The organism is Nocardia sp. MDA0666 (genome assembly GCF_003023875.1).
GTDB lineage: Bacteria > Actinomycetota > Actinomycetes > Mycobacteriales > Mycobacteriaceae > Nocardia > Nocardia aobensis.
The window spans coordinates 123,671-148,294 of record NZ_PYHT01000014.1; the positions used below are offsets into that span (position 1 = coordinate 123,671).

20 protein-coding genes and 1 pseudogene are annotated in these 24,624 nt (G+C 69.0%); 13 read left to right on the forward strand and 8 right to left on the reverse strand.

Translation table 11 applies throughout. From position 1 onward, the window contains the following. Positions 1–130: 130 nt before the first annotated feature. The 8 genes and pseudogenes from C8258_RS20360 to C8258_RS33305 form a co-directional block, all read left to right on the forward strand. Positions 131–2,455, forward strand: a complete 2,325-nt coding sequence (locus C8258_RS20360) for a LuxR C-terminal-related transcriptional regulator (RefSeq protein WP_199195779.1) — start codon at positions 131–133, stop codon at positions 2,453–2,455. 82 nt (positions 2,456–2,537) lie between these two features. Beyond that, a complete protein-coding gene (locus tag C8258_RS20365) occupies positions 2,538–3,737 on the forward strand; it encodes a CdaR family transcriptional regulator (RefSeq protein ID WP_106956562.1) in 1,200 nt (399 codons plus the stop codon). Positions 3,738–3,939: 202 nt separating this feature from the next. Further along, entirely contained in the window at positions 3,940–4,638 is a 699-nt protein-coding gene (locus tag C8258_RS20370) for a cutinase family protein (protein WP_106956563.1), read from the forward strand. A gap of 641 nt (positions 4,639–5,279) precedes the next feature. After that, positions 5,280–5,657 (forward strand): VOC family protein, encoded by a 378-nt coding sequence (locus C8258_RS20375; RefSeq protein WP_106956564.1) that lies wholly within the window; start codon positions 5,280–5,282, stop codon positions 5,655–5,657. Between the two features lie 131 nt (positions 5,658–5,788). After that, positions 5,789–6,088 carry a metalloregulator ArsR/SmtB family transcription factor gene (locus C8258_RS20380; RefSeq protein WP_039782632.1) on the forward strand — a complete coding sequence of 100 codons (300 nt, stop codon included), beginning with the start codon at positions 5,789–5,791 and terminating at the stop codon, positions 6,086–6,088. A 110-nt stretch (positions 6,089–6,198) separates the two neighbouring features. Beyond that, entirely contained in the window at positions 6,199–8,034 is a 1,836-nt protein-coding gene (locus C8258_RS20385; protein ID WP_199195780.1) for a phosphoenolpyruvate carboxykinase (GTP), read from the forward strand. A 2-nt stretch (positions 8,035–8,036) separates the two neighbouring features. Further along, on the forward strand, positions 8,037–9,650 hold the full coding sequence (locus tag C8258_RS20390) for a SulP family inorganic anion transporter (protein ID WP_106956612.1): 1,614 nt from the start codon (positions 8,037–8,039) through the stop codon (positions 9,648–9,650). Between the two features lie 171 nt (positions 9,651–9,821). After that, positions 9,822–10,172 (forward strand): annotated as a pseudogene (locus tag C8258_RS33305) (class I SAM-dependent methyltransferase); the annotation flags it as partial. Positions 10,173–10,595: 423 nt separating this feature from the next. Here C8258_RS33305 and C8258_RS20400 read toward each other — a convergent pair. The 4 genes from C8258_RS20400 to C8258_RS20420 all read right to left on the reverse strand — a co-directional run bounded on the left by C8258_RS20400 (position 10,596) and on the right by C8258_RS20420 (position 14,501). Further along, positions 10,596–11,018 (reverse strand): hypothetical protein, encoded by a 423-nt coding sequence (locus C8258_RS20400; protein ID WP_106956566.1) that lies wholly within the window; start codon positions 11,016–11,018, stop codon positions 10,596–10,598. A 288-nt stretch (positions 11,019–11,306) separates the two neighbouring features. Then, a complete protein-coding gene (locus tag C8258_RS20410) occupies positions 11,307–12,704 on the reverse strand; it encodes a hypothetical protein (protein ID WP_199195781.1) in 1,398 nt (465 codons plus the stop codon). 142 nt (positions 12,705–12,846) lie between these two features. Beyond that, positions 12,847–13,218 (reverse strand): metalloregulator ArsR/SmtB family transcription factor, encoded by a 372-nt coding sequence (locus C8258_RS20415; RefSeq protein WP_106956568.1) that lies wholly within the window; start codon positions 13,216–13,218, stop codon positions 12,847–12,849. Between the two features lie 8 nt (positions 13,219–13,226). Next, a complete protein-coding gene (locus C8258_RS20420) occupies positions 13,227–14,501 on the reverse strand; it encodes an MFS transporter (RefSeq protein WP_233225221.1) in 1,275 nt (424 codons plus the stop codon). Positions 14,502–14,663: 162 nt separating this feature from the next. On the opposite strand from C8258_RS20420, the gene C8258_RS20425 reads away from it, so the two are divergent. Then, the gene (locus C8258_RS20425) at positions 14,664–16,031 is read left to right on the forward strand and encodes a DUF2254 domain-containing protein (RefSeq protein WP_106956570.1); all 1,368 of its coding nucleotides are present in this window, start codon (positions 14,664–14,666) and stop codon (positions 16,029–16,031) included. A 15-nt stretch (positions 16,032–16,046) separates the two neighbouring features. On the opposite strand, the gene C8258_RS20430 is transcribed toward C8258_RS20425, so the two are convergent. Next, positions 16,047–16,646 (reverse strand): helix-turn-helix domain-containing protein, encoded by a 600-nt coding sequence (locus tag C8258_RS20430; RefSeq protein ID WP_106956571.1) that lies wholly within the window; start codon positions 16,644–16,646, stop codon positions 16,047–16,049. Between the two features lie 213 nt (positions 16,647–16,859). Between C8258_RS20430 and C8258_RS20435 the strand changes: the two genes are divergently transcribed. Genes C8258_RS20435 through C8258_RS20445 form a run of 3 tightly spaced genes read left to right on the forward strand, consistent with a single transcriptional unit; the run spans position 16,860 to position 19,008 of the window. Further along, entirely contained in the window at positions 16,860–17,441 is a 582-nt protein-coding gene (locus tag C8258_RS20435; RefSeq protein ID WP_106956572.1) for a dihydrofolate reductase family protein, read from the forward strand. A 10-nt stretch (positions 17,442–17,451) separates the two neighbouring features. After that, positions 17,452–17,796, forward strand: coding sequence for a YciI family protein (locus tag C8258_RS20440; RefSeq protein WP_106956573.1), 345 nt, complete (start codon positions 17,452–17,454; stop codon positions 17,794–17,796). 12 nt (positions 17,797–17,808) lie between these two features. Continuing rightward, positions 17,809–19,008, forward strand: a complete 1,200-nt coding sequence (locus C8258_RS20445; RefSeq protein ID WP_106956574.1) for an RNA polymerase sigma factor — start codon at positions 17,809–17,811, stop codon at positions 19,006–19,008. A 4-nt stretch (positions 19,009–19,012) separates the two neighbouring features. Here C8258_RS20445 and C8258_RS20450 read toward each other — a convergent pair whose 3' ends face one another. Continuing rightward, positions 19,013–19,822: a class I SAM-dependent methyltransferase gene (locus tag C8258_RS20450; RefSeq protein WP_106956575.1), complete on the reverse strand. Its 810-nt coding sequence runs from the start codon at positions 19,820–19,822 to the stop codon at positions 19,013–19,015. 132 nt (positions 19,823–19,954) lie between these two features. Between C8258_RS20450 and C8258_RS20455 the strand changes: the two genes are divergently transcribed. Next, positions 19,955–20,596: a helix-turn-helix domain-containing protein gene (locus C8258_RS20455; protein ID WP_106956576.1), complete on the forward strand. Its 642-nt coding sequence runs from the start codon at positions 19,955–19,957 to the stop codon at positions 20,594–20,596. 80 nt (positions 20,597–20,676) lie between these two features. On the opposite strand, the gene C8258_RS20460 is transcribed toward C8258_RS20455, so the two are convergent. Together C8258_RS20460 and C8258_RS20465 are read right to left on the reverse strand one after the other, a co-directional pair. Further along, the gene (locus C8258_RS20460) at positions 20,677–21,708 is read right to left on the reverse strand and encodes an alpha/beta fold hydrolase (RefSeq protein WP_106956613.1); all 1,032 of its coding nucleotides are present in this window, start codon (positions 21,706–21,708) and stop codon (positions 20,677–20,679) included. A 128-nt stretch (positions 21,709–21,836) separates the two neighbouring features. After that, a complete protein-coding gene (locus C8258_RS20465) occupies positions 21,837–24,548 on the reverse strand; it encodes an AAA family ATPase (protein WP_106956577.1) in 2,712 nt (903 codons plus the stop codon). Between the last annotated feature and the right edge of the window lie 76 nt (positions 24,549–24,624).

A 24,624-nucleotide genomic window follows, 5' to 3' on the forward strand; every position in this document is an offset into this window, starting at 1 on the left:
TTCGTCGCCCTGGTCTTTCTCCGGCGTGGGCTGGCGAGCTGCCTCTGACTGCCAAGGCGGCCTGGTTCGGTCGGCGCTTCGCTCGGTCCTCCCGCAATCATGGGCACGGTGACAAAGGTGCTCAGTAGGATTGCCGAGACCTGACAGTGCGGGTGCGTGGACGAAAGTGGACGACCGGATGGTGCGTACCGGGCTGGTGTCGGAGCTGACCAGCTATGTCGGCCGGCGCGGCGAGTCCGCGGATGTCCGCCGATTGCTCGGGTCGGCGCGCCTGGTCTCGCTGACCGGGCCGGGCGGGGTGGGCAAGACGCGGCTGGCGTTCCGGGTCGCCGCGGATATCGCACGCGCGTATCGCGACGGGGTGTACTTCGTCGAACTGGCCGAGCTGCGCGAGCCGGCGCTCCTGGCCGACGTCGTCGCCGATCGGCTCGATCTTCAGATCCGCTCCGAACAGCCGGCGATCGACCGGGTGCTGGACTATCTGCGCGAGCGCGAGGTCCTGCTCGTGCTGGACAACTGCGAGCACGTGCTCGGTGCGTGCGCGGAATTCGTTGCGGCGCTGCTCACTCAGTGCGGCAAGGTCACGGTTCTGACGACGAGCAGGCAATCGCTGGCGGTCCCCGGGGAGAGGACGTTCCGGGTGCCGCCGCTGCCGGTACCACCGGATACCGCCGGACCGACGGAACTGCTGCGGTACGACAGCAGTCGCCTGTTCGCCGACCGGGCCGTCGCCGCGCAGATCGATTTCGACATCACCCCGCACAACGCCGCCGAGGTGGCACGCCTGTGCCGGCAGTTGGATGGAGTGCCGCTGGCGATCGAGTTGGCCGCGGCGCGCATGCGTTCGCTGCCACTGCACCAGATCTGCCGGCGCCTGGACCGGAGGCTGACGCTGCTGACCACCGGTTCGCCGATCTCGCCCGAACGGCAGCAGACCCTGCGTGCCACGATCGTGTGGAGTTACGAGTTGTGTTCGCGCGCCGAACAACTCGTCTGGTGCCGGGCGTCGGTGTTCACCGGCTCCTTCGACCTCGAGGCCGCGGAATTCGTCTGCGGCGGTAATGGAGTGGATCCTGCGGCCGTGCTCGACGTGATCGACGCGCTGGTCGACAAGTCCGTGCTGGAGCGGGACGGCACCGACGACGCCCGGTACCGCATGCTGGAGACCCTCCGGGAATTCGGGCAGGAAGAACTCCACTCGGCCGGCGACGACAATCGGATCGCCCGCAGACATCGCGACTGGTTCGACCGGCTGACGGCGCGGGCGGATGCCGAGTGGATCGGCCCCTCGCAGTCGTCGTGGGTGTGGCGGTTGCGGCACGACCACGCGAATCTCCGTGCGGCACTGGAGTATTCGCTCACCGAGCCCGGCGAGGCGGATATCGCGCTGCCGATGGCGCAGCGGATCGTCGAATACTGGACGTTGCGGGGCGCGAACCGCGAGGCGCGCACCCGGCTCGACCGCGCGCTGGCCGCCACCTCACCGGACCATCCCGCCCGGGCCTACGGCCTGGCGACCAGCGCCCAGTTCTCGATATGGCTGTCGGACATTCCCGGCACGCTCACCAGGCTGGACGAGGCCGACAAGATCGCCGCGGACCGCGGCGATCGGGTGGCCGCCGCGTTGTCCGATGTGGTGCGCGCGCAAGTGGCGAAGATCCGCCTCGAGGACCGGCTCTCGGCCGAGCTGGCCGGCGCGGCGGTGCCGGTTTTCCGCGCCCACGGCGATCGACGCAACGAACTACGCGCCCGGTTGCACCACGGGATCGCCAACACCGCGAGCTCTCCCGCGGAAGGTCTTCGGCTCCTGCGGGATATGACGGCGCGCAGTGACGAACTGGGCGACACCTACTACCGCGATATGGCGCTGTTCGGTATCGCCATGATCGAGGTGATGGCCGGCAGCCTGGACGCCGCCGAAGCCGCTGCCCGTACCGCGCTGGCCTCGACTCGTTTGCGCGACAGCCGTTTCGGCGACGCCTACCATCTCGAGACGCTGGCCTGGTGTGCGGCCCGGCGCGGCGAATCCGAACGGGCGGCGACATTGTTCGGTGCCGCGGCGACAGCGTGGGACCTGCTGGGCGCCGACCCGGCGGCGATCATGCCGCGGCCGCACGGCAGATTCCGGGATCTGGCCGCCACCGCGCTGGGCGCCGACGCGTTCGACAGCGCCCATGCCGCCGGGCGCGCCTTGCCCCGCGAGCGGGCGCGCCGATACGCCCTGCGTGAAGAGGCCGAGGACTCCGCGGTCCGGGAGCCGCAGTCACCCCTGACGGCGCGTGAACTGCAAGTCGCCCGGCTGGTCGCCGAGGGGCTGACCAACCGCGAGATCGCTGTCCGGCTGGTCATCGCCCCACGCACCGCCGATACCCACGTTCGCCACATCCTCACCAAGCTCGGCTTCGGCAAACGCGCGCAGATCGCCGCGTGGATCGCCGCCAGAGCACACCCGTAAGGCGCGATATACGTCGTTTCGCCGATGTGGGCGACCCCGCACGCTGTGCACGCTGGCACTCCCGGCAGATGGGAGTGAGCCTATGTCCGAACCGACCACCGACCACCCGGCCCGACGGCCGCAGGGCGTCCTCGCCGTCGAGGACCGTCCGGCTCCGGCCGCACCCGCCGACGCTCGTGACACAGCGCGGGCGATGATCGGCCGACTTCTCGCGCGCGTCGCGGCAGACGCGACGCGAGCCGGCGATGCCGAGCGGCACTGTCTGCGGCTCGCGGTCGAGATCCTGCACGCATCCTCTTCCCACGACTGCACCACGCGACTCGAGGATGCCGCGCGGACCTGGGCACGCGATGGGCTGTCGATCGACGTCGTGAACGCTCTGCACGCCGCGGTGCAGGAGGTGCTGAACCGGATCGGCCAGGGCGATGCGACAACGGCCCACCGGCACTACGACGTCGTTGTCGCCGCCGCCACGCTGGTCGGGGATCTGTTGGACACCATGAGCACCACGATCATCGGTGCCTGCGTCCGGCAGTTCGACCGAGCCGAAGACGACCACGAGGCCGCGCTCTCGGCTCTGCTGGAGGGTCAACCGGTGTCCGAGATCGTGGCTCGGTACGGCGTGACGATCGCCGAGCGCTATCGAGTCCTCGCGCTGGCAACGCAACCCGACCGGCACTGCGACGGCGACGACGGCAAAGACATTCGGGCGCAACGACTTCGGCACGCATTGGCGGAACGGACCGGCGGCGCGACGCTGTCGACGTTGTCCGCGACCGGCGGCACGGTTCTGCTTCCGGCAGCGGAGGTGGCCGCCACCGGTCTCGAGCACCTGGTCGCCGAAATCGGTCGGGCAGCACATCTTTCGATCGCCGCCACGGTGGTGGAGGCATCCATCACCGACATCGCCGACGCCGCCGAGCGGGCACACGAACTTCTGGATATCGTGCAGCGGCTGGAACTGCCCTGCGGGCTGTACGGATTCGACGAGCTCGCACTGGAATACCAGCTCACCCGTCCCGGACCGGCGCTGGCGCATCTGCGGGCTCTGCTCGCACCGCTCGACGGGCACCCCGAACTGCTGGCGACGTTGCGCTGCCATATCGCCGCCGGCCTCAACCGGCGCCGCACCGGGAAGACGCTGAACCTGCACCCCAACACCGTCGACTACCGCTTGCGACGCATCGCCGAACTCACCGGCTTCCACGCGCACCGCTATCCGGACCTGTGGTACCTGCGGTCCGCGCTGGTCGTGCACAGCGTCCGGCCGCACCGAGACTGAGACATCGCCGGCGCCGCGACCGTCCGGGCCCGACTGCTCGGTAGTTGCGGCCCCCTGTGCACCCGACCAGCGAGGCCGGAGGGTCTTGGTGACAATCACGGAGACCGTCTCCTCGACTCTCCTGACCTCGTTCGCGGTTCTAGCGTTTGACCAGCATCGGTGCCGCTCGGGTACCGGGTCGATCAGCAGAGGAGACTTGCCGATGGCACTGTTCGACAGGCAGAGGCCGCGCCACGTCCGCGAGATAGCTGCGGCCTCCGCGGTCGCGTCGATCGCCGCTACCTTCGCCGTGGCCGGGATCTCGGCGGCCACCCCCGCGGCGGCGCAGACGGCGTGCACCGATGTCGACGTCGTCGTCGCTCGCGGCACCGGCGAACCGCTCGGCGCCGATCCCGGTCTCGGCGCGGTCGTCGGCAACCCGGTGTATCACGCACTCGCACAGCGCTTGTCGAGCTCGCACAGTGCCTATCGCGTCGAGTACCCGGCGAGCCTGGTCGAACCGTGGTCGGTGCAGCAGGGCAATCGCGACCTGGTGAACCATGTGACCGACGCGGCGAAGGCCTGCCCGAACCAGCGCTTCGTACTGGTCGGGTACTCGCAAGGCGCGAACGTGGTCGACAATTCGATCGGCATCAGCAGTGTGGGCGCGAAGGTCGGCGGGCCGATCGTTGCCACCCTGCCCGCGTCGGTGGCGCCGAAGATCGCCGCGATTCTGTTGTTCGGCAACCCCATTCGCGGCGTCGGTCACAGCGTCACCGGCCCCTACGCGAGCCGCACCTACGACACCTGCACCGCGGACGATCCGGTCTGCGACCCGAAGGGCACGAGCTGGAAAGTGCACCGGACCAGCTACACCGCCAAGGCGGGCGAGGCGGCGGACTTCGCCGTTGCGCATCTGTGAGGAACGCCGCCCCTCTGTGAAAAGCGGAAGGTGTTGTGCCCGTCAGGAAACGTCGCAGAATCCGAAAAGGGTGATGTGCTGGAAAGCTTTTCAGATAGAACCACCCGCCCAACCGCATCCGGTGCGGTTCGGCGGGTGGGTGAGGGACCGGAGTCAGATGCCGATCACGCCGCGCATCTGATCGAACCAGTCCACGACCATGTTCACGACCTGAGACAAATCACCGATAATCATCGGGTTCCTCCTTTCGATAACATTTGCGGACTGCGTATTTCGTCATACCCGGCAGATCCGAGAATTAACATCTTCTGCCCCTCGCCGGTCAGGGCGGGTTTCACGCCGTATCGCGGAAACGACCGGACGGCCGTTGGACATTCGATCACCAGCATCCCCACCGACCGCCGAGGCCCCGGACGGTAGCCGACAAAACCGCTCGGAAACAACCACTTCCATGTCGAGCCGGAAATGTTTGCATGACAAACCGTTTCGAAGTCGACCGAGGCGAAGTGACCGCCCCGGCGGCACTCGTGAACCACGCCGGTGCGGCCACGGGCCAGTGCAGATTTACGGGACTCGCCCACCGCCGCTCTCCCCCGAGGAGGGCTAGCCGATCCGGCACCCCGGCGGCGACACTGGACGGTATGCGTTTGAACCAGGTCACCGTCGGCAGCACGGACCTCGATCGCTCCGAGCGTTTCTACCGGCTGCTCGGCCTGCGACTGATCGTCGAGAACGATCACTATCTGCGGTTCGAATGTCCCGCCGGTGAGAGCACCTTCTCGGTCGACCGCGTCGACGCCGTACCGGCCGGCGAGGAGATCACCCTGTATTTCGAGACCGACGACCTCGACGGCGAATATCGGCGCCTGTCCGAGGCCGGCATCACATTCGATCAACCCCCCGCCGATATGCCGTGGCTGTGGCGCGAGGCCCAGCTACGTGACCCCGACGGCCACCGGCTGTGCTTGTTCCACGCCGCCGGCAACAGGCGCAATCCGCCGTGGCGGCTGCCCGACTGATCGGCGGGCGCCGACAACTCGACACTTTCCTTGCTTGCTAAACTTTGCAATCAAGAGCGACGGGGCAGGCCGCGCGGCCGCGAACCATAGGGAGTGATTACGTGCCCGGACTGAGCAGGCCCCTCTATCAGATGAAAGCGGAGTTCTTCAAAACACTGGGACATCCGATCCGGATTCGCGTTCTCGAACTGCTCAGCGAGCGCGAACACGCGGTCTCCGAGATGCTGACCGAAATCGGCATCGAACCGGCGAATCTGTCGCAGCAGCTTGCGATTCTGCGCCGAGCCGGCCTGGTCGTGGCCCGGCGCGAGGGGCTGTCGGTCACCTACGAGCTCACCTCACCGCAGGTCGCGGAATTGCTGGCGGTCGCACGGGCGATCCTGACCGGCGTGGTCGCGGGCCAAGCGGAGGCACTGGAAGAGCCCGCCTGACGATCCTGCGGTAGCGGCCGAATTCATCGGCGCAGGGACCCCGGGTGCCGCTGCTGATTGCAGGTTTTCTAAACTAACTACATTGCAGCTTTATCAAGGAGGCAGGTCTCGTGTCCGACAGTTCACGTGTCATCGCACGGCTCGACGAGGTTCCGGTGGCTCACGAGAGCGTTCTGGCGTGGATCGCCGAGGTGGCCGAGCTGACGGCCCCCGAACACATCGTCCTGTGCGACGGCTCCCGCGCGGAGTGGGATCGGCTGACCGGACAATTGGTCGAGAAGGGCACCTTCGTGCCGCTGACCGGGAAGCCGAACTCGTTCTGGTGCGTCTCCGATCCCGAGGACGTCGCACGGGTGGAGGATCGCACGTTCATCTGTTCCGAACGCGAGACCGACGCCGGCCCTACCAACAACTGGGTCGACCCGGTGGATATGCGCACGGTGATGACCGAGCACTATCGCGGCGCGATGGCCGGTCGAACCATGTATGTCATCGCGTTCTGCATGGGGCCGTTGGATGCGGAGGATCCCGAATTCGGTGTGCAGATCACCGATTCGGAGTATGTGGCGGTGTCGATGCAGATCATGACGCGGTCCGGCGACGTAGTGTGGGAAAAGCTCACTGCCGCAACGGACTTCGTCAAGTGCCTGCATTCGGTCGGGGCGCCGCTGGGCGCCGGTGAGCCGGATGCCGCGTGGCCGTGCGATACCACCAAATACATCTCGCACTTTCCCGAGCGGCGCGAGATCTGGAGTTACGGATCCGGCTACGGCGGCAACGCTCTGCTGGGCAAGAAGTGTTTCGCACTGCGCATCGCCTCGGTGCTCGGCCGGGACGAAGGTTGGCTGGCCGAGCACATGCTGATCCTGAAACTGACCTCCCCGCAAGGGAAGACGCACTACGTCGCGGCGGCGTTCCCGTCGTCGTGCGGCAAGACGAACCTGGCCATGCTAGAACCCGCGCTCGACGGCTGGACCGCCGAGACGGTCGGCGACGATATCGCGTGGCTGCGCTTCGGTGCCGACGGCCGGCTCTACGCGGTCAATCCCGAGGCCGGATTCTTCGGTGTCGCCCCCGGCACCGGCGCCACGACCAACCCCAACGCGATCGCCACCATCGCGAAGGGCAATTCGATCTTCACCAACACCGCCCGCACCGACGACGGGGACGTGTGGTGGGAGGGATTGACCGCCGAGGCGCCCGCCCATCTCGTCGACTGGCACGGCAAGGATTGGACGCCCGCATCGGGAACGCCTGCCGCGCATCCGAATTCGCGGTACTGCACGCCGATCCGCCAGTGCCCGTCGGTAGCTCCGGAATGGGACGATCCGAACGGTGTGCCCATTTCGGCGATCTTCTTCGGCGGCCGCCGCGCGACCACCGTCCCCCTGGTCACCGAAACCTTCGACTGGGCGCACGGCGTATTCACCGCCTCGGTGCTGTCCTCGGAGACCACCGCCGCCGCGGCCGGGACGGTCGGCGTCGTGCGGCGCGACCCGATGGCGATGCTGCCGTTCCTCGGCTATCACGTCGGCGACTACTTCGCCCACTGGCTCCGGCTCGGCGCCGCCGCCGACCCGGCGAAACTGCCGAAGATCTTCCAGGTCAACTGGTTTCGCCGGAGTCCGGAAGGCGAATTCCTGTGGCCCGGGTTCGGCGACAACGTGCGCGTGCTGAAGTGGGCACTGGACCGTCTCGACGGCACCGCCGAGGCCATCGAGACGCCGATCGGCTACCTCCCGGAAGCCGAGGCGCTCGATCTCACCGGTCTCGACGACCGGCAACGCGCCCGGGCGGCAGCCTCGCTCGCGGTCGACATCGACGAGTGGGTGGCCGAGGTGGCCGACATCGACCACTGGTACGCCACCATCGGCGGCAATCGACTGCCCGAATCGTTGCGGGAACAACTCGCCGCGCTGAAACTGCGTCTGGCAGCACGGTTGTGAACATCGCCGCACTGCTCCCCCGCTGGTCCGATTGGCGTCCGGCGGTGCGCGCCCCGGGCGCCGATCTGTTGTCGGGGCTGATCGTCGCGCTGGTGGCGTTGCCGCTGGCACTGGGCTTCGGCATCAGCTCCGGCCTCGGCGCCGCGGCCGGATTGACCACCGCCGTCGTTGCGGGCATCGTGGCCGCGATATTCGGCGGCTCCCGTTTCCAGGTGTCGGGGCCGACCGGGGCGATGACCGTCGTGCTGGTTCCGATCGTCCACCAGCACGGCGGGGGCGGGGTGCTGGCCGTGGGCCTGATGGCCGGCATCGTGCTGGTGGCGCTCGCGGTCGCCGGGGCCGGGCGTGCGGTGCGATACATGCCGGCCCCGGTGATCGAGGGCTTCACCGCCGGCATCGCCGTGGTGATCGCGTTGCAGCAGTTCCCCAACGCCCTGGGAATCGCGCACGCGCACGGGGACAAGGTCTGGCAGTCGGCCTATGATGCTGTGCGCCAATATATTTCGCATCCGCATCTCGCGCCGGTCGTGATCGCTCTGGCGGTGGCCGCGGTGATGCTGGTGGGCGGTCGATTCCTGCCGAAGCTGCCGTTCGCGTTGCTGGCCGTCGCCGGTGCGACCGTCATGGTCGCGGTCTTCGACATCCGGACCGCGGCCATCGGCACCCTGCCTGCGGGGCTGAGCGCACCGACCCTGGACTTCCTCGATTGGGGCAGCCTCGGATCGCTGGTGGCACCGGCGCTGGCGGTCGCCGCACTGGGCGCCCTCGAATCACTGCTGTCGGCAACCGCCGCGGACGCCATGGCCGTCGGCACCCGCCACGATCCCGACCGCGAACTGTTCGGACAGGGGTTGGCCAATATCGCCGCACCGCTGTTCGGCGGGGTGCCCGCAACCGGCGCGATCGCTCGCACCGCCGTCAACGTCCGCTCCGGCGCCCGTACCCGGCTGGCCGCGCTGGCGCATGCGGTGGTCCTGGCCGCGATCATCTATCTGGCCGCACCACTGGTCGCCGATATTCCGGTCGCCGCGCTGGCCGGTGTGCTGCTGGCCACGACGGTTCGCATGGTGGAAACCGCGTCCCTGACCGCCATCGCACGCGCCTCGCGCGGCGACGCACTCATCATGGCCGCGACATTCCTGGTCACGGTCGCCCTGGACCTGGTGACCGCGGTCGGTGTCGGCGTCGCGATCGCCGTCGTGCTCGCCCTGCGTTCGGTAGCGAAAGAGGCTCGGCTGCACCAGGTTCCGCTCGACGAGACCGATCACCTCACCGAGGAACACGGCCTCCTCAACGACCGCATCGTGGCATACCGCATCGACGGGCCGTTGTTCTTCGCGGCCGCGCACCGCTTCCTGCTGGAACTGACCGAGGTCGCCGACGTCCACGTGGTGGTGCTGCGCATGTCGCATGTCACCGCACTCGACACCACCGGCGCACTGGTGCTCAAGGACGCCGTCACGAAACTGCAGCACCGCCACATCACGGTTCTGATGTCGGGCCTGCGCGACGACCACCGCCGTCGGCTCGCGATGCTCGGGGCCCTGCCCGCGGGCGGAGAGACGCAGATCTTCGAGCAGACGCCCGACGCCCTCGCGTACGCACGCGCCATGTGATCGCCTAGCCGAAACGTTGCGGCTCTGCGGCGATCTCGCCCGGCAAGCGGGGCGGCGCGCGTAGCATCACCTGCTGTGATGCGTGATCCGAGGCCGGGCTCACCGCCCGGAGGTGGGGACACGTCGTTCACCGGATCGATCCCGCAGATCTACGACACGGTGCTGGTTCCGATGATCTTCGCCGAACCCGCTCGGCTGCTCGTCCAGGCGGTGGCCGCGACGGGCGCGGTCGACATTCTCGAAACGGCGGCGGGGACCGGGGTGCTGACCAGAGCGCTGGCCCGGCTGGAGGGTCGCGACATCGTGGCGACCGATCTGAACGAACCCATGCTGACGACCGCCGCGAACCGCTCGTCGTCGGATCGGGTGCGGTGGCAGGTGGCCGACGCCCGGCATCTGCCGTTCGCCGCATGTTCGTTCGACCTGGTGGCCTGCCAGTTCGGCGTCATGTTCCTGCCCGACAAGGTCGCCGGATACGCCGAGACCCTGCGCGTGTTGCGCCCGGGCGGCGTGTTCGCCTTCAACGTCTGGGATCGGCTCGAGACCAATGCCGTGGCTCTGGTCGTCACCCAGGCGCTGTGCGCGGCGGCACCCGACGAGCCGCTCGAATTCTTCCGCCGCACGCCCCACGGATACTTCGACATCGATCGGATTCGCGGTGAACTCGCCGAAGCCGGCTTCGAACAGATCACCGGTGAATACCTCGACGGGTCGAGCCGGTCGACTGCCCAGACCGCTGCGATGGCGTTCTGCCAGGGCACCCCGCTGCGCGGCGAGATCGAACGACACTCGTCGCTCGATCTCGAATCCGCTACCGCGATCACGGCCGAGGCACTGCGCGGCCGATACGGGAGCGACGAATTCGACGCGCCGATGCGCTGGCTGCAGATGACAGCGCGGCGGCCGGACCGCGTCCCCGAGACGCGGTCCGGCCGGCGCGAGATGTCAGATTCGGTGCGGATCCCACGTGGCGATCGCCCAGATCACCACGATGTCGAGGGCGATGACCAGAATCGACCACCACGGATAGTGCGGCAGCCACAGGAAATTGGCGATGATGGACAAGCCCAGTAGCGCGATCGCCAGCATCTGTCCCCACGTCGAACGGGTGAACAGCCCGGCGGCCGCCGCCACCATCAGGATGCCGAGGATGAGGTGTATCCAGCCCCATCCGCTGATGTCGAACTTGTAGATGTATTCCGGTCCGGAGACGTAGACGTCGTCCTTCGCGATGGCCGAGATGCCTTGCAGAATGGACACCACTCCGGTGACGGCCAACAGGGCCGCCGCGGCCAGCGACGTACCGGCCGCTACCGCGTGCCGGGTGTCGGATCGCCCGTTCGGTGTTCCGTGTTCCGTAGCCGTCACGACGGCTCACCCCTTTTCGTGAACCTCGCCGGCGGGCCATCCGCCGGCGTGCACCGACATGTGTCGGTCCTGGTGGGTTGTGACATGCGGCCCTGCGCTGCCTCCTGACCAGCCGCCGCGGCGGATGATGGTCCCGGTTCGCTCACCGACCTGGTACATCCCTCGATGGACGAATTCGGCGAGCCAACCGGGCATCTAACGATTCGTCGCGGAAAACGTCGCGGATAATCACGAACCGGTGGACCGGTCGATCGACCCCGAAACGTAACCGAATTGCCGGTTCCGGCGTCACCCGGCAGTCGACGAGTGCTCCGGACCGGCACTGGTTTCCGGTGAGGCAGTGGTCTCCGGACCGGCAGTGGTTTCCGGTGCTGCGGGCCGCGCGAGAACTTCGATGACCAGCAGCAGCGCGCCCGCGACCAGCACGATGCCGATCACGACCAGGCCGGTCGCGTAGGGCCACAACACCAGGACGAGCACAGCGCCGGCCAGTACCGCGAGGCGCAGCGGTGTCCGATAGCGCGCCACGAACGTCTCGACCACATTGGGCGGACGCCGACGCCGGCCGCGGGCGGCGACCATGGCCCGCCCGAAACCGGAACGCACCGACTGCGCCGAGTGCGACGACCCGGCCAGATATCCCACCGCGGCCACGACCAGGCTCACGACCGCGACCGCGCGCAGCGACACCCGCAGCGGGTGGATCACGGTGTCGAACAGTGCGCTGGCGGCCGGTGGTGACAACGCATCGGGCGGAACGGAATCGAGGTAGATGCTGCGCGCGATCACGACCCCGATGGCCAGCAGCACCATCGCGACCGCGCCGGCGACGCCGACCAGCGCGAGGGTCCGCAGCCGCCGCCCCCGGGGAGCCAGCCACACCGCGCCCGCCGCGGTGGCCAATCCCACCCACGGCAGGATGTTCGCCGATCGATCGAGCGTGCGCATCCACGACTGGTACTTGGGCAGCTCGGTCGCGTGGAAGAGGACGAATTGCGCGTCGACATCCGGGATCCGGTCGGCGAGGCTCACTCCGCGGGCATCCAGGCGCTCGCGCACCGTCGCCAGGATCGGCTTCAGCGAGATGCTCACGGTGCCGTCGTCGCTGACCTCGATCCCGGGCCGGGTCTCGCCCTTGACCACGTGGACGAGCGCGTCGTGCGCGCGGCGGTTGGCGGTATCCCATGCCTCGACGAATTGATCGCTGGTAACCACGGCCGTCGCGGCCTGGTGGATGTAGTTCTCGGCCTGGTCGGCAACCAGCGCGGGCAGACTGTTGAGCGCCGCGACCGCGCGGGGGCGATCCGACAATTGCCCGGCGTTGCGAGTGAGGGCGTCGACCGCGTCGGCCGTGTACGCCTTGATGTCGACGCGAGTGACGATCGCATCGGTGATCTTGTCGGCCAACTCCTTCTGGATCGCCGGATCGGTCGCCAGCGGCGCCACGGTCGTGACGTAGCGGTCGGTATCGAAGATCTGGCTGCGCACGAACCGCGTCGTCACCGACCCGATGATCAGCACCGCGGTCAGGATCAGCAGCAGCACGACTCCGGTCCAGCGCCACGCGTGCCGGCGAGACGGATGCGCCGCGACATAGGCGCGCAATCGCTCGAGTTCGGCACGATCGTCGGAGGACAGTTCCGCATTCGACTCCGGTGGGCGGGCATCTCGATCATCGGCGGACATGACGGCTCATACCCTTCCGGGCCGATCGGCACGGCCCAGAACTGATTCGGCGCCGTTGCCCTCGAAAGGACAACGCATTCAACGCCGTCCCCGGATCGATCCCACTCCGTGACCGATCGTTGTCCGCTACGCCCGGGCGCTGCTATTCGTGCGGCAGTTCGCCGGTGACGATGTGGTCGGCGAGGTTGAGCCCTTCGCGGGCGAGGCGGGCGAGGTGGCCGTCGCGGATGCGGTAGATGATGCGGCGGCCTTCGCGGCGGGTCTCGACCATGCCGGTGAAGCGCAGTTTGGCCAGGTGCTGGCTGACCGCGGTGCGGGAGCCGCCGCAGGCCTCGGTGAGGGCGGTGACGTCGGCCTCGCCGTCGGCGAGGACCCAGAGGATGTGCAGCCGAGTCGGATCGGCGAGCATCCGGAACACCGAGGTGGCGGCCTCGAGACGGGCCGGGTCGGGTGCGACGAGGTGCACCAGGCTGGGCGGCAGGGCGCCGACTGCGGGGGTTTCCTCACCGGTCATGGGCTGGTTCACCGACTTCCTGCTGTGGCCATCTGCGCACCCGACGATACGTGGACCGGCCACATCCGCGCGGCTACCACGGCGGCGACCGCGGCCAGGACCGTCGAAGTCACCGCCGCCCAGGCTTGTCCGGCGGTGGCTCCCAGCCAGCCGGCGATCGGATAGGTCACCAGGAAACAGGCGTGCGACAGCGAGAATTGCGCGGTGAACACGGCGGTGCGGGTGCCGCTGTCGGATTGGGCGCGCAACAGTCGCGCCGAGGGCGTGTTGATCAGCGAGGTGCCCGCGCCCATGGTCGTCCATGCCACCGCCAGCAGCATCCAGCCCGCCCGCGGTCCGGGCTCGAGCGCGGCAAGCATCGCGGCGCCGGCGAGGCCCACGGGCAGGATCGCGCAGCCGGTCAGCATGAGGCGGCGATCGGGAATGCCGGTGAGCAGCCGCGGAATCGCCAGCGCGACGATCATCGAACCACCGCCGAAGCAGCCCAGCGCCACCGCGACCGCGGGCGTCGGCCCGTGCAGCAGGCCGCGGACGTAGACCACAGTGTTGACGACGACCAGCGCGGTCGCCGCGGCGACGGCGACGTTCATCGCCAGCAGCCCGCGCAGCACCGGGCTCGCCGCCATCAGGCGTGCGCCCCAGGTGATCCGGGCGGGCAGCGAACCGGTCCGATCGGCCGGCACCGATCGAGGCAGCGTGGTGCGCACGACCATGATCGCCGAGGTCGCGAAACCCGCTGCGGTGCCGACGAACAGCAGGTGGTAGCCGACCACGGTCAGCAGTGCCGCCGCCACGACGGGGCTGAGCAGCGATTCCAGGTCGTAGGCCAGCCGCGAGAGCGACAGCCCGCGGGTGTAGTCCTCCTCATCCGGCAGGATCGACGGGATGACCGCCTGGAAGGCAGGAGTGAACGTGGCCGAGGCCGCCTGCAGCACGAAGATCAGAACATAGATCTGCCAGACGTGCGTGACCAGCGGCAACAGCAATGCGATGACCAGCCGGACCACATCGGCCGACACCAGCAGCACCCGCCGCGGCACCCGGTCGGTCAGCGCCGAGATCACCGGCGCCACGAAGACATAGGCGACCATCTTGATCGCCAGTGCCGTGCCCAGCACCGCACCGGCATCGGTTCCGGCCAGATCGTAGGCCGCCAAACCCAGCGCGACCGTCAGCAGACCGGTCCCGACCAGCGCCACCACCTGCGCGGTGAACAAGCGCCGGAAACGGTCGTGCCGCAAGACCTCCAGCACTTCGGGACCTCCGGAATCCGCGGTACGCATCGAACACCGCCAGTTTAGGACAATAGGTGCGCAATTGCGAACCTATTGTCTTCTCCGGTTCGATGGCACCGCGCCACGATTCGATCTCCGCCGAGAACTGGAGGTAGGTTCGGGACGACAGGCCGGAGAGTCACCGTCGGCGAGAGCGCAAGGAGGTCCAGCGTGCACGGGATCTCGCTCGAGGCGGACCGCTGGCGGGAACGGCTACGCACCAATCTCTGGTTCGTCCCGACGCTGGAAGTCCTGGCCGCGGTAGCTCTGTTCGCACTGACCTTCACCCTCGACCGCGCGGCCTACCACCGCGGAACGAACCTGCCCACCTGGGTGCTGGGCGGTACGCCCGATGCCGCACGCCAGGTACTGACCTCCATCGCCGCCGCGATCATCACCGTGGTCGGTGTGGTCTTCTCGATCACGATCCTGGCGCTGACGCTGGCCTCCACCCAGTTCGGGCCGCGCATGCTGCGCAATTTCATCCGCGACCGCGGCACCCAGCTGACCCTCGGCACCTTCGTCGCGACCTTCGTCTACGCGATCGCGGCGCTGGTGTCGGTCGGCGAGGATTTCGTCCCGCACATCAGCGCCACGGTGTCGATCGGTTCGCTGGTGGTCGATCTGGCGGTGCTCATCTATTTCATCAATCACATCGGCGGGCAGATCCAACTGCCGAATGTGGTCGCCGACATCGCGCGCGAAGTGCGTACCGCGGTCGACGCCAATGCCGACACCACCGCGAGCGGGGCGAAACACGGTCCGTCGGCGCGTGAACTTCGCGATCTGCTGGCCCGGTCCGGCGGCGAGGTGCGCACCTCCAACAGCGGATATCTCCAGTACATCCGCTACGAGCGGCTGGTCCGGCTGGCCGCCGAGGCGGATGCGGTTATCCATTTGCCTTATCGCCCAGGCCATTTCGTGACCGAGGGGCAGGTGATCGCGCGAGTGTGGCCGGCGCAGGCCGCGAAGGGGATCGAGAAGAAGTTCTCCCGCGGCCACGTCACCGGCTCGATGCGCAGCCTGGTGCAGGACGTGTCCTTCGGTGTCGATCAGATCGTCGAGATCGCACTGCGCGCGCTCGCCTCCGCGACCAACGACACGTTCACGGTCCTGACGTGTATCGACTGGCTCGGCGACTGCCTGTCGCGGATCGCGGTCACCTGGGAACCGAATCCGGTGCGCCGCGACAAGGACGGTCACATCCGGGTGCTCGCCGCACAGGTCAGCTACGAGCGACTGGTCCAGCGCGCCTTCGAGAAGATCCGCCAGGCCGGTGCCGGGCAACCGGCCGTGATGATCCGCCAGCTCGACGCGCTGGCACAGATCGCCGACCGGGTCACCGATCCCGATCGGCTCCGGGTGATCCTCGAACAGGCGACGATGATCGAGCATGCGGTGCCGCTCATACCGGAGGAACCCGACCGCGCCGACGTCCTGCGCCGATGCCACGCCCTGCACGCCCAGATCTCGGCGGAACGCTCAGCGCTCGCCACTCGACCGCGACACTCCACGCCCGCATCGAATCCGGCACCGTGACCGCGCCGGCGGTGCTCAGATCGGCGCGTGCGGTTCGGAATCCGAGACGTCGAACCGCACCCCGGTTCGCAGCAGGTCGGTCGCGGAGAGCCCGAAGGTGTGCCGGAAGGTGTCGCTGAAATGCGACGGTGAGGCGAAGCCGGCATCGACCGCGCTGCGGGTCAGGTCGTATCCGGAGGCGAGGCCGTGCACGACCCGGAGCAGGCGCGCCCACTGCTGGTATCGGCGGAAGGTGGTGCCGGTGTCCCGGGCGATCCGCGGATCGGCGGCCGGGCCGGTCGTCGGCCCCACGGCCCGCAGCCCGGTGTAGCCGGCGATCACATCGGGTGCGGCGCCGTCGCGGCAGGCCGCGGCGATCCCGGCCTCGGACCGATAACCGAAACCGAAGGGCCCGAAGGACTCTCGCACCGTGCCCGACGCATCTGATACCGGCCGGCGCGCCGGATCGGCGAACAACAGCAACACTCGCCCCTCGGGAACCAGTACCCGATGGAGAACTCGCGCGGGAGCGTAGACACTGCCCGGGCGCATCGAGCCGACTCCCGGAGATTCGAAGATCAGCGGCCCGTCCACGCCCACGTTCAGCACGTCGACGGCCGCCGCATGCGGCCTCACCCCGATGTTGGGACCGGGACGCGGGCGAAGGGCGGCGCGTGGGCGAACCCCGCGACCGGTGGGCCCGCCGCGATCAGCAGCGGACGGCCACCGCGGCATCGGATCCCGCGCGGTGACGATTCTCGTGCTCGATGTCGATTTCGGCGACCGCCGTTCGTATGGGAGGTGAGGGTCGCGATCGTGCGCGTCCCCGGAATCGAGAGGAGCAGCGCGATGCGAACGATCACGGTGACGATGAATGTCACGCTCGACGGTGTCGTCCAGGGGCTGGGCCGCGCGGACGAGGACACCCGGGGTGGTTTCCCGTTCGGCGGCTGGGGGCAGCGATTTCACGACGACGTGCTCACTCGGGAGATGAGCAGAGATATGGCCGAGCCCGGCGACATGCTGTTCGGGCGTCGCACCTGGGAGGACTTCACCACCGTGTGGGGGCGGGCCGACGACAATCCGTACAGCACGCATATGAACGCGGCGACGAAGTATGTCGCATCGACCGGCCTGGACGACGTCGACGCGTGGCAGAACTCGATCCTGTTGCGCGGCGATGCGACTCGGACCGTGCGCGACGTGAAATCGCGTCCCGGGAAGAACCTGTCGATCATCGGCAGTGCGGCCCTGGTACGCAGCCTGCACGCCGCCGGGTTGATCGATCGATACACGCTGGTGATCCACCCGCTCACCCTCGGTACGGGGACCAGGTTGTTCGAGGGTGCCGCGCCGTTGACCGAATTTCAGCTCCTCGGTAGCGTCGCGACCACCACGGGCGTGATCATCGCTCGCTACGCCCGGCGCTGAGGAGAGGGCCGTGCCCGAGTATCTGCTCTCGATCTACCAACCCGACACCGGTGCGCCAGATGCCGAGACCATGGACCGGATCATGGCCGACCTGCACCGGCTCAACGAGGAACTGCGCGACAGCGGGTCGTGGGTGTTCACCGGCGGCCTGCACGGGCCCGGCAGCGCGACCGTGGTGCGAGCCGACGGGTTGATCACCGACGGGCCCTATCTGGAGGGCAAGGAACATATCGGCGGGATCTGGGTGATCACCGCGCCCGATCTGGATGCGGCGCTGGCATGGGGACGCAAGGCCGCGGCGGCCACCACGTTGCCGATCGAAATCCGCCCGTTCCAGGATGTTCCGCCAACCTGACGCGATGACGCGATGACAACGGAGCAGATCGCCGCCGTCTTCCGTGCCGAATACGGCCGGGCCGTCGCCGTGCTGATTCGCGTGCTCGGCGATATCGACCTGGCCGAGGACGCGGTCGCCGACGCCTTCGCCATCGCGCTGCACCGCTGGCCGCAGGACGGGCCGCCGCCGAGTCCGGCCGGGTGGATCATCACCACGGCTCGGCGGCGAGCCATCGACCAGTTGCGCCGCGAATCGGCGAGGGCCGGCAAGTACGCCGAGGCGGCGATCGTGCATGCCCCGCCCGACGACATCGAGGAGAGCGCCGTGCCCGACGAGCGACTCCGGCTGATCTTCACCTGCTGCCATCCGGCGCTGAACCGGCCCGCGCAGGTCGCGCTCACCCTGCGGCTGCTGGGCGGGCTGACGACCCCCGAAATCGCTCGCGCGTTCCTGGTCCGGGAGACGACGATGGCGCAGCGACTGGCCCGCGCGAAGGCCAAGATTCGCGACGCCCGGATCCCCTACCGGGTGCCCGGCGAGGCCGATCTGCCCGAACGGCTCGACTCCGTTCTCGCCACCCTGTTCCTCATCTTCAACGAGGGATATGTCGCCTCGTCGGGCGCGGAACTGCTGCGCGCGGACCTGTGCGAGGAGGCCGTCCGGCTCACCCGCGCGCTGGTCGCGTCGATGCCCGACGAACCGGAGGCTGCGGGCCTGCTCGCCCTCATGCTGCTCATCCACGCTCGCCGTGACGCCCGCACCGATGCTTCCGGTGCTTTCGTCCGGCTCGGCGACCAGGACCGGGGCCGCTGGGATGCCGCTCTGGTCGCGGAGGGCCGGGCCATCGTCCGCGCCTGCCTGCGGCGCAACCGGCCCGGCCGCTACCAACTGCTCGCCGCGATCAATGCCGCGCACACCGATCCGGTCACCGACTGGAGGCAGATCCTCGCGCTCTACGACCGGTTGACGCACCTCGACCCGAATCCCGTTGTGGCCCTTCATCGAGCGGTGGCGGTGGCCGAGGTCGACGGACCGGGGGCGGCGCTGAGCCTCGTCGACGGCCTGGATCTGACCGAGCACTACCTGTTCCATGCCGTCCGCGCGGATCTGCTCGCCCGGCTGGGCCGGGCGGACGAGGCGAGACGCAGCTTCGGGACCGCCGCCCGCCTCACCGACAACCAGCGCGAACGCGACTACCTGGCCGCTCGCAGTGCGGCGCTGACGCGTTGACCGGTCACCGCGCCCGCGCGACCGCCCGTATCGCCCGTAGTCGCCCGTCGGCCAGCGCGTCGGTGAGATGCGCCGCGCGCTTAGCGAAGTCCGGTACGAAGGCGTGCAGGCCGAGCGGGCTCGGCGGCAGCTCCCGCACCATGCGCATCACGGCCACGGCCTCGTCGGTGCGGTCGTCCCACCGTTCGACGGCGAATCCGGTCGCCTCGATCGTCGCGCGCAGGGCGGCGGGGGTGACGAGATGCCCGAAGCCGGGACTGTCGGCCCACGGGAGCGGATAGTCGGGTTCACCGGTGCCGGAGGCGGTGATATCCCAGAGTGCGAGCTGTCCCCCATGCACCAGCACCCGGCGCATTTCGCGGTAGAGGCCGTCCTTGTCGGCGATATTCATCTGGACGTGCTGGCTGAATACGACCTGGAAGGCGCCGTCCGGGAACGGCAGTGCGGTGACATCGGCGCGCCGCACGGCGATGTGATCGTCCAGGCCGACGAGCCGGTCGAGCCAGCGGGCGATCTCGCAGTACTCCTCCACCATGTCGACGCCGGTGACCCGGCATCCGAATCGGTCCGCCAGATATCGGGCGGTGCCGCCGATGCCGGTCCCGGCGTCGAGAACCTCTGTGGCAGAGGTTATTTCGACAAGGTCGGCCAGCTCGCCGGTGGCGATGCGGCCGCTGGTGTGAAAGTCCTCGAGCATCGCCAGATCGCCGAGCCGCAGGCGGTCGAGATTCTTGCCGGCGGCGAGCAGCGCCCGTTCGATATCGGTTCGCGCCGCGCCGGTGGCGTACTGGGCGGGGATCTGGGTGCGAGTCATGCGCTTACTCCGATACAGAGGACTTCCCGGCCACTCGGCGACCGACCTTGCCTTTTTCATGCTAGAACTGCAAAGTAGAGTTTTTCAACTAACAAATTCAAAAAATCTATTTGAACCCGATATGATGGACGTATGCGAAGCTACGGCCAGTACTGTTCGATCGCTCGCGCCCTGGATGTGGTCGGCGATCGCTGGACTCTGCTGATCGTGCGCGAACTGCTGATCCAGGGGCCGTGCCGATTCACCGACCTGAAGAACGGGCTGCCCGGCATCGCCGCGAATCTGCTGTCCACCCGCCTCCGCGAACTGGAGGACGCCGGGCTGATCGACCACGAGGATGCGCCGCCGCCCGTCGCGACGGCGCTCTACCGGCTCACCGAGACGGGGCGGGAACTGGAACCCGCACTGCGCGCACTCGGGCGCTGGGGGCTGAGGTATATGGATACGGTCGCCCCGACGGACACATTCCTCCCGCAGTGGCTGGCCTACGTACCCACCTGGTTCACCGCCGACGCCGACCCCGCGGCCGCACCGGTGGTGATTCAGCTGGTCGTCGGCGACGTACACGCCGTCGTCGACATCGGCGCGGGCAGCGTCGAGACCCGCGTCGGCAGCATCGACGCCGCCGATCTGGTCCTCGACGGACCTGCCAATGCGGTGCTCGGCCTGCTCACCGGCGTCATCGATCTCGAGGTGGCGCAGCGGATCGGCCTCACCGTATGCGGCGACCGTGAGGTGCTCACCCGTCTGCGGCCGCTCGCGGCACAGTCATAGCCGCCGCACAGGCCGGACCACGCGCGAACGCCCGCGCCGCATCATCGCGGCGCGGGTGTTCTGCTGTCTGCGAGCGGATTTCAGAGATGATCGGCGTCGATCACGGCCTGCGCGAAGGCCGCGGGCGCTTCCTGCGGGACGTCGTGGCCGACCCCGGGCAGCGTGCGGTGCTCGTACTTACCGGTGAACTTCGCGCGGTAGCTCTTGCCGTCGGCATTGGCGCCGTCGAAATCGCTGCCGATGGTGACGGTCGGGACGGTGATCGCCGGGCCCTGAGCGAGGGTGGTCTCCTCCGCGGCGTACTGCGGTTCGCCGGGGACCAGGCCCAGGCGCCAGCGGTAGTTGGAGATCACGACGTCGACATGGTCGGGATTGTCGAACGAGGCGGCGCTGCGGTCGTAGGTGGCGTCGTCGAAGTTCCACTTCGGCGAGGCGGTCTTCCAGATGTACTTGTCGAAGTCGTGGACGTTGCGGCGGTAGCCGAGCACACCGCGGTCGGTGGCGAAGTAGTACTGGTACCACCAGCCGGCCTCCGCCGCCGGCGCGAGCGGCTGCTGATTGGCCGCGACATCGGTGATCAGATATCCGCTCACGGCCACCAGCGCCTTCACCCGCTGCGGCCACAGCGCCGCGATCACGTCGGCAGTCCTTGCGCCCCAGTCGTATCCACCGAAGACCGCCTTGTCGATGTGCAGGGCGTCCATGAGCGCGATGACGTCGTGCGCCACCGCCGCCTGCTCGCCGTTGCGTGCGGTGTCCGGGGACAGGAATCGCGTCGGACCGTAGCCGCGCAGATACGGCACGATCACCCGGTAGCCCTGAGCGGCCAGCCGCGGGCCGACGTCGATGTAGCTCGCCGGGTCGTAGGGCCAGCCGTGGATCAGCACCACCGCCGGCCCGTTCTCCGGACCGTATTCGACGTAGGCGGTGTCGAGGACACCGGCGTCGATGTGCTTGATCGGGCCGAGGGCGGTGTGTTCACCGGCGCCGACGCCCGCGGCGCTCGCCGGAGCGGCGGGAGCCTGCGCATCCGTCCCCGACGAGCACGCCGCCAGTGACGCGACTACCGCCGCCGCCGCGATGATCTGCGCGAACCGCTTCTTGGTGAACATCTGCTCGTCTCCCGTGTCCTCGTCCGCCGCGCCCGGTGCCACGGCTTCGATGAAACAAACGGTAGGCGGCACGGGTGTGCGGTCGCGCCCGTCGGATGACGGTATGTGCGTACGTCATCGCACCCGGACTACGTCACCGGATCCGCCGTGGTGCGCAGCGCGTCGGCCAGTTCGGCGCGGGAGGTGACGCCGAGTTTCGGGAAGATGCGGTGCAGGTGGGTGCTGACGGTGCGATGCGACAGATACAGTCGCTGCCCGATCTCGCGATTGGTGAGCCCTTCGGCGGCCAGCTGCGCGATACCCAGTTCGTGCGGGGTCAGGCTGTCGCGCGCGTCGGGGTCGCGGCGCGGGCTGGTCTCCCCCGCACCCCGCAGTTCGCGGCGCGCCCGGTCGCCCCACGGCCGCGCGCCCAGGGCGTCGAAGGTGTCGCGGGCCGCGCGCAGATGTGCGCGCGACTCGACGATGCGCCGCTGCCGGCGCAACCACTCCCCGAACGCGAGCTGGACGCGGGCGCGTTCGAGCGGCCACCCGTCCGGATCGGCGTCGAGTGCGGCGGCGAACAATTCCTCCGCGGACTCGGCGGAGGCGAGCAGAGCGCGGGCATAGCGCAGGCCGACGTGCAGAGCCGGCGACGGAGTGCGCGGCGCCTGCTGCTCGAACTCGCGCACGATCTCCTCCGCCTCCTCGGCGCGCCCGGCGCGCACCGCGGCTTCGACCAAATCGCCGACGATATAGGCGCGCAGGGCGAGCTGGTAGGCCGGGTCGGCGGGGTCGAGAATCCGGCGCAGATCGGCGAGCGCGTCGTCGTAGCGGCCCTGTCCGAGCGCCACGAGGGCGCGGGCCCGTTGTACGGTCGCCAGCACCGGTCGCGCGCCGGCGGCCGCGCCGATCCGTTCGGCCTCCTCCGCGCGTTGCACCGCCTCGTCGAAATCGCCTCGCAGCGCGGCGATTTCGGCCGCGACGGCGACGGCGAGACCGTACATGAAGTGCTGTCCGGTTTCCGGTCCGAGGCGCCCGGCCTCGGCCGCGGCCGCCGCACCGCCCGCCAGATCGCCGGTGCGCGCACAACTCCAGGCCCGCACCGCCAGCGCCCTGGTCAGCAGGCCGAGCCTGCCCTGTTCCCGCAGACCGGTGATCGCCGTGGCGGAGAAGCGGCCCGCCAGCGCGAAGGCGCCGATCTGCAGCGCCGCGCTGCCGAGGTATCGGTCGACCTCCGGATCGGCGCCGGTTCGCCCGGCCAGTGCGCGCAGTTCGTCGAAGACCGTCGCGCCGCGCTCGAACGGGGCCACGTAGGCGGTGATCGCGACGATCCGCGGATCGCCGGCGGGCAGGCCCATGCCGTCGGCGACCGCCAGCAGCGCGCGGCGCGCGTCCGGACCGGGCTCGGACCAGAAGCAGCGCATGGCGGTTCCCCACAGAATGCGCATCGCGAGGTCCCGATCACCTTCCGCCGCAACCGTTTCGGCCAGCGTCGCGAGTTCGGTGGTGCGGGCCGGATCCTCTCCGACGCCGTCGTCGAATCCGCTCACCAGCCATGTCGCCAAGGCGCGCCCGCGCGAGTCCAGATCCTGGCGTCCCGCTTCTCGCAGCAGCCGATCGACCGTTTCGCGCCCACCGGATTCCACTGCCAGTTCGGCCGCGCGCAACAGTCTCCCCACCCGCACCGCCGGTGTTTCGGTCAGGCGCGCGGCGTGTTCCAGGGTCGTGATCGCCGCCGCGACGCCGCCCCGGCGCAGCGCCCGCTCGGCCGCGGCCTCGAGTTCCGCGGCGGCGGTGTCGTCCGGTCCGACGACGGCGGCCGCGTGATGGCGCGCGGCACGATCCGGCTGCTCGCGCAGGGTCGAGGCCAGGGCTCGGTGGGCGGCGCGCCGGGCGGCCGGTTGCGCCGCGGCGGGGATCGCGGAACGCATCAGCGGATGCCGGAATCGCACTGCGCCGGAATCGGTTTCGATCAGCCCGGCGGCGACGGCGGGGGTCAGCTCCGCGTCCTCGACCGGGCCGTCGGTCAGCACTGCGGCGGCCGCCAGGGTTTCGGCCACCGAGAGTTCGTCGAGAGCGGCGAGCAGGAGGGCGGCGCGGGTCGTCTCGGGCAGCTGATCGGCCCGCAGACCGAAGGCACGTTCCAGTCGCTCGGTGAGCGGCAGGGGCGCGTCCGGCCGGTCAGCGGCCGACGGTAATTCCTTCAGCGCCAACGGGTTTCCGGCCGCTGCCGCCAGTACCCGTTCCCGCAGCTGATCGTCGAGGCCGGGCGCGACGCTGTCGAGCAGCTGCCGCGCCTCCTCCTCGGCCAGCCGCGACAGCGCCAGCGTCGCATGTCCGGCCGGCGTCAGCGCCGTATCTGCGTCCCGGGTGGAGGCGATCAGCAGAATCGGCTCGGATTCCAGTCGGCGCGCGAGGAAGGCGAGCACCCTGGCGGTGGCGGCATCGAGCCAGTGCAGGTCCTCCACCACCAGCAGCAGGGGTTGTTCGGCCGCCCGATCGCTCAGCAGGGTCAGCAGCGCCGAACCGATCAGATATTCGTTCGGCGCGGCCGCGTCCACGAATCCGAGCGCGGTGTTCAGCGCCGCGGCGTGGGTGGGTGGTAGCGCATCGAGACCGGACCGCAGCGGGAAGACGATCTGGTGCAATCCCGCATACGGCAGTTGCTGTTCGGCCTCGGTCGCGGTCACGGCCACGGTCCGGACACCGGCCAGCGTGGCCATCGCCGTAACTTCCTGCAGCAGTGCGGTTTTACCGATCCCCGCTTCGCCCGCGATGACGACGCCGCCGCCGCGCTCCTCGATGCCGGCGATCGCTTCGTCCAGATATTTGAGTTCCGATTCCCGGCCGACCAGCGACATCCGTGAACACTCCTGTCCGGTCCCGGCGCCCGGCGACGCCGGTCACCGCTGGGCGATAGCAACACGCCGAGTGACC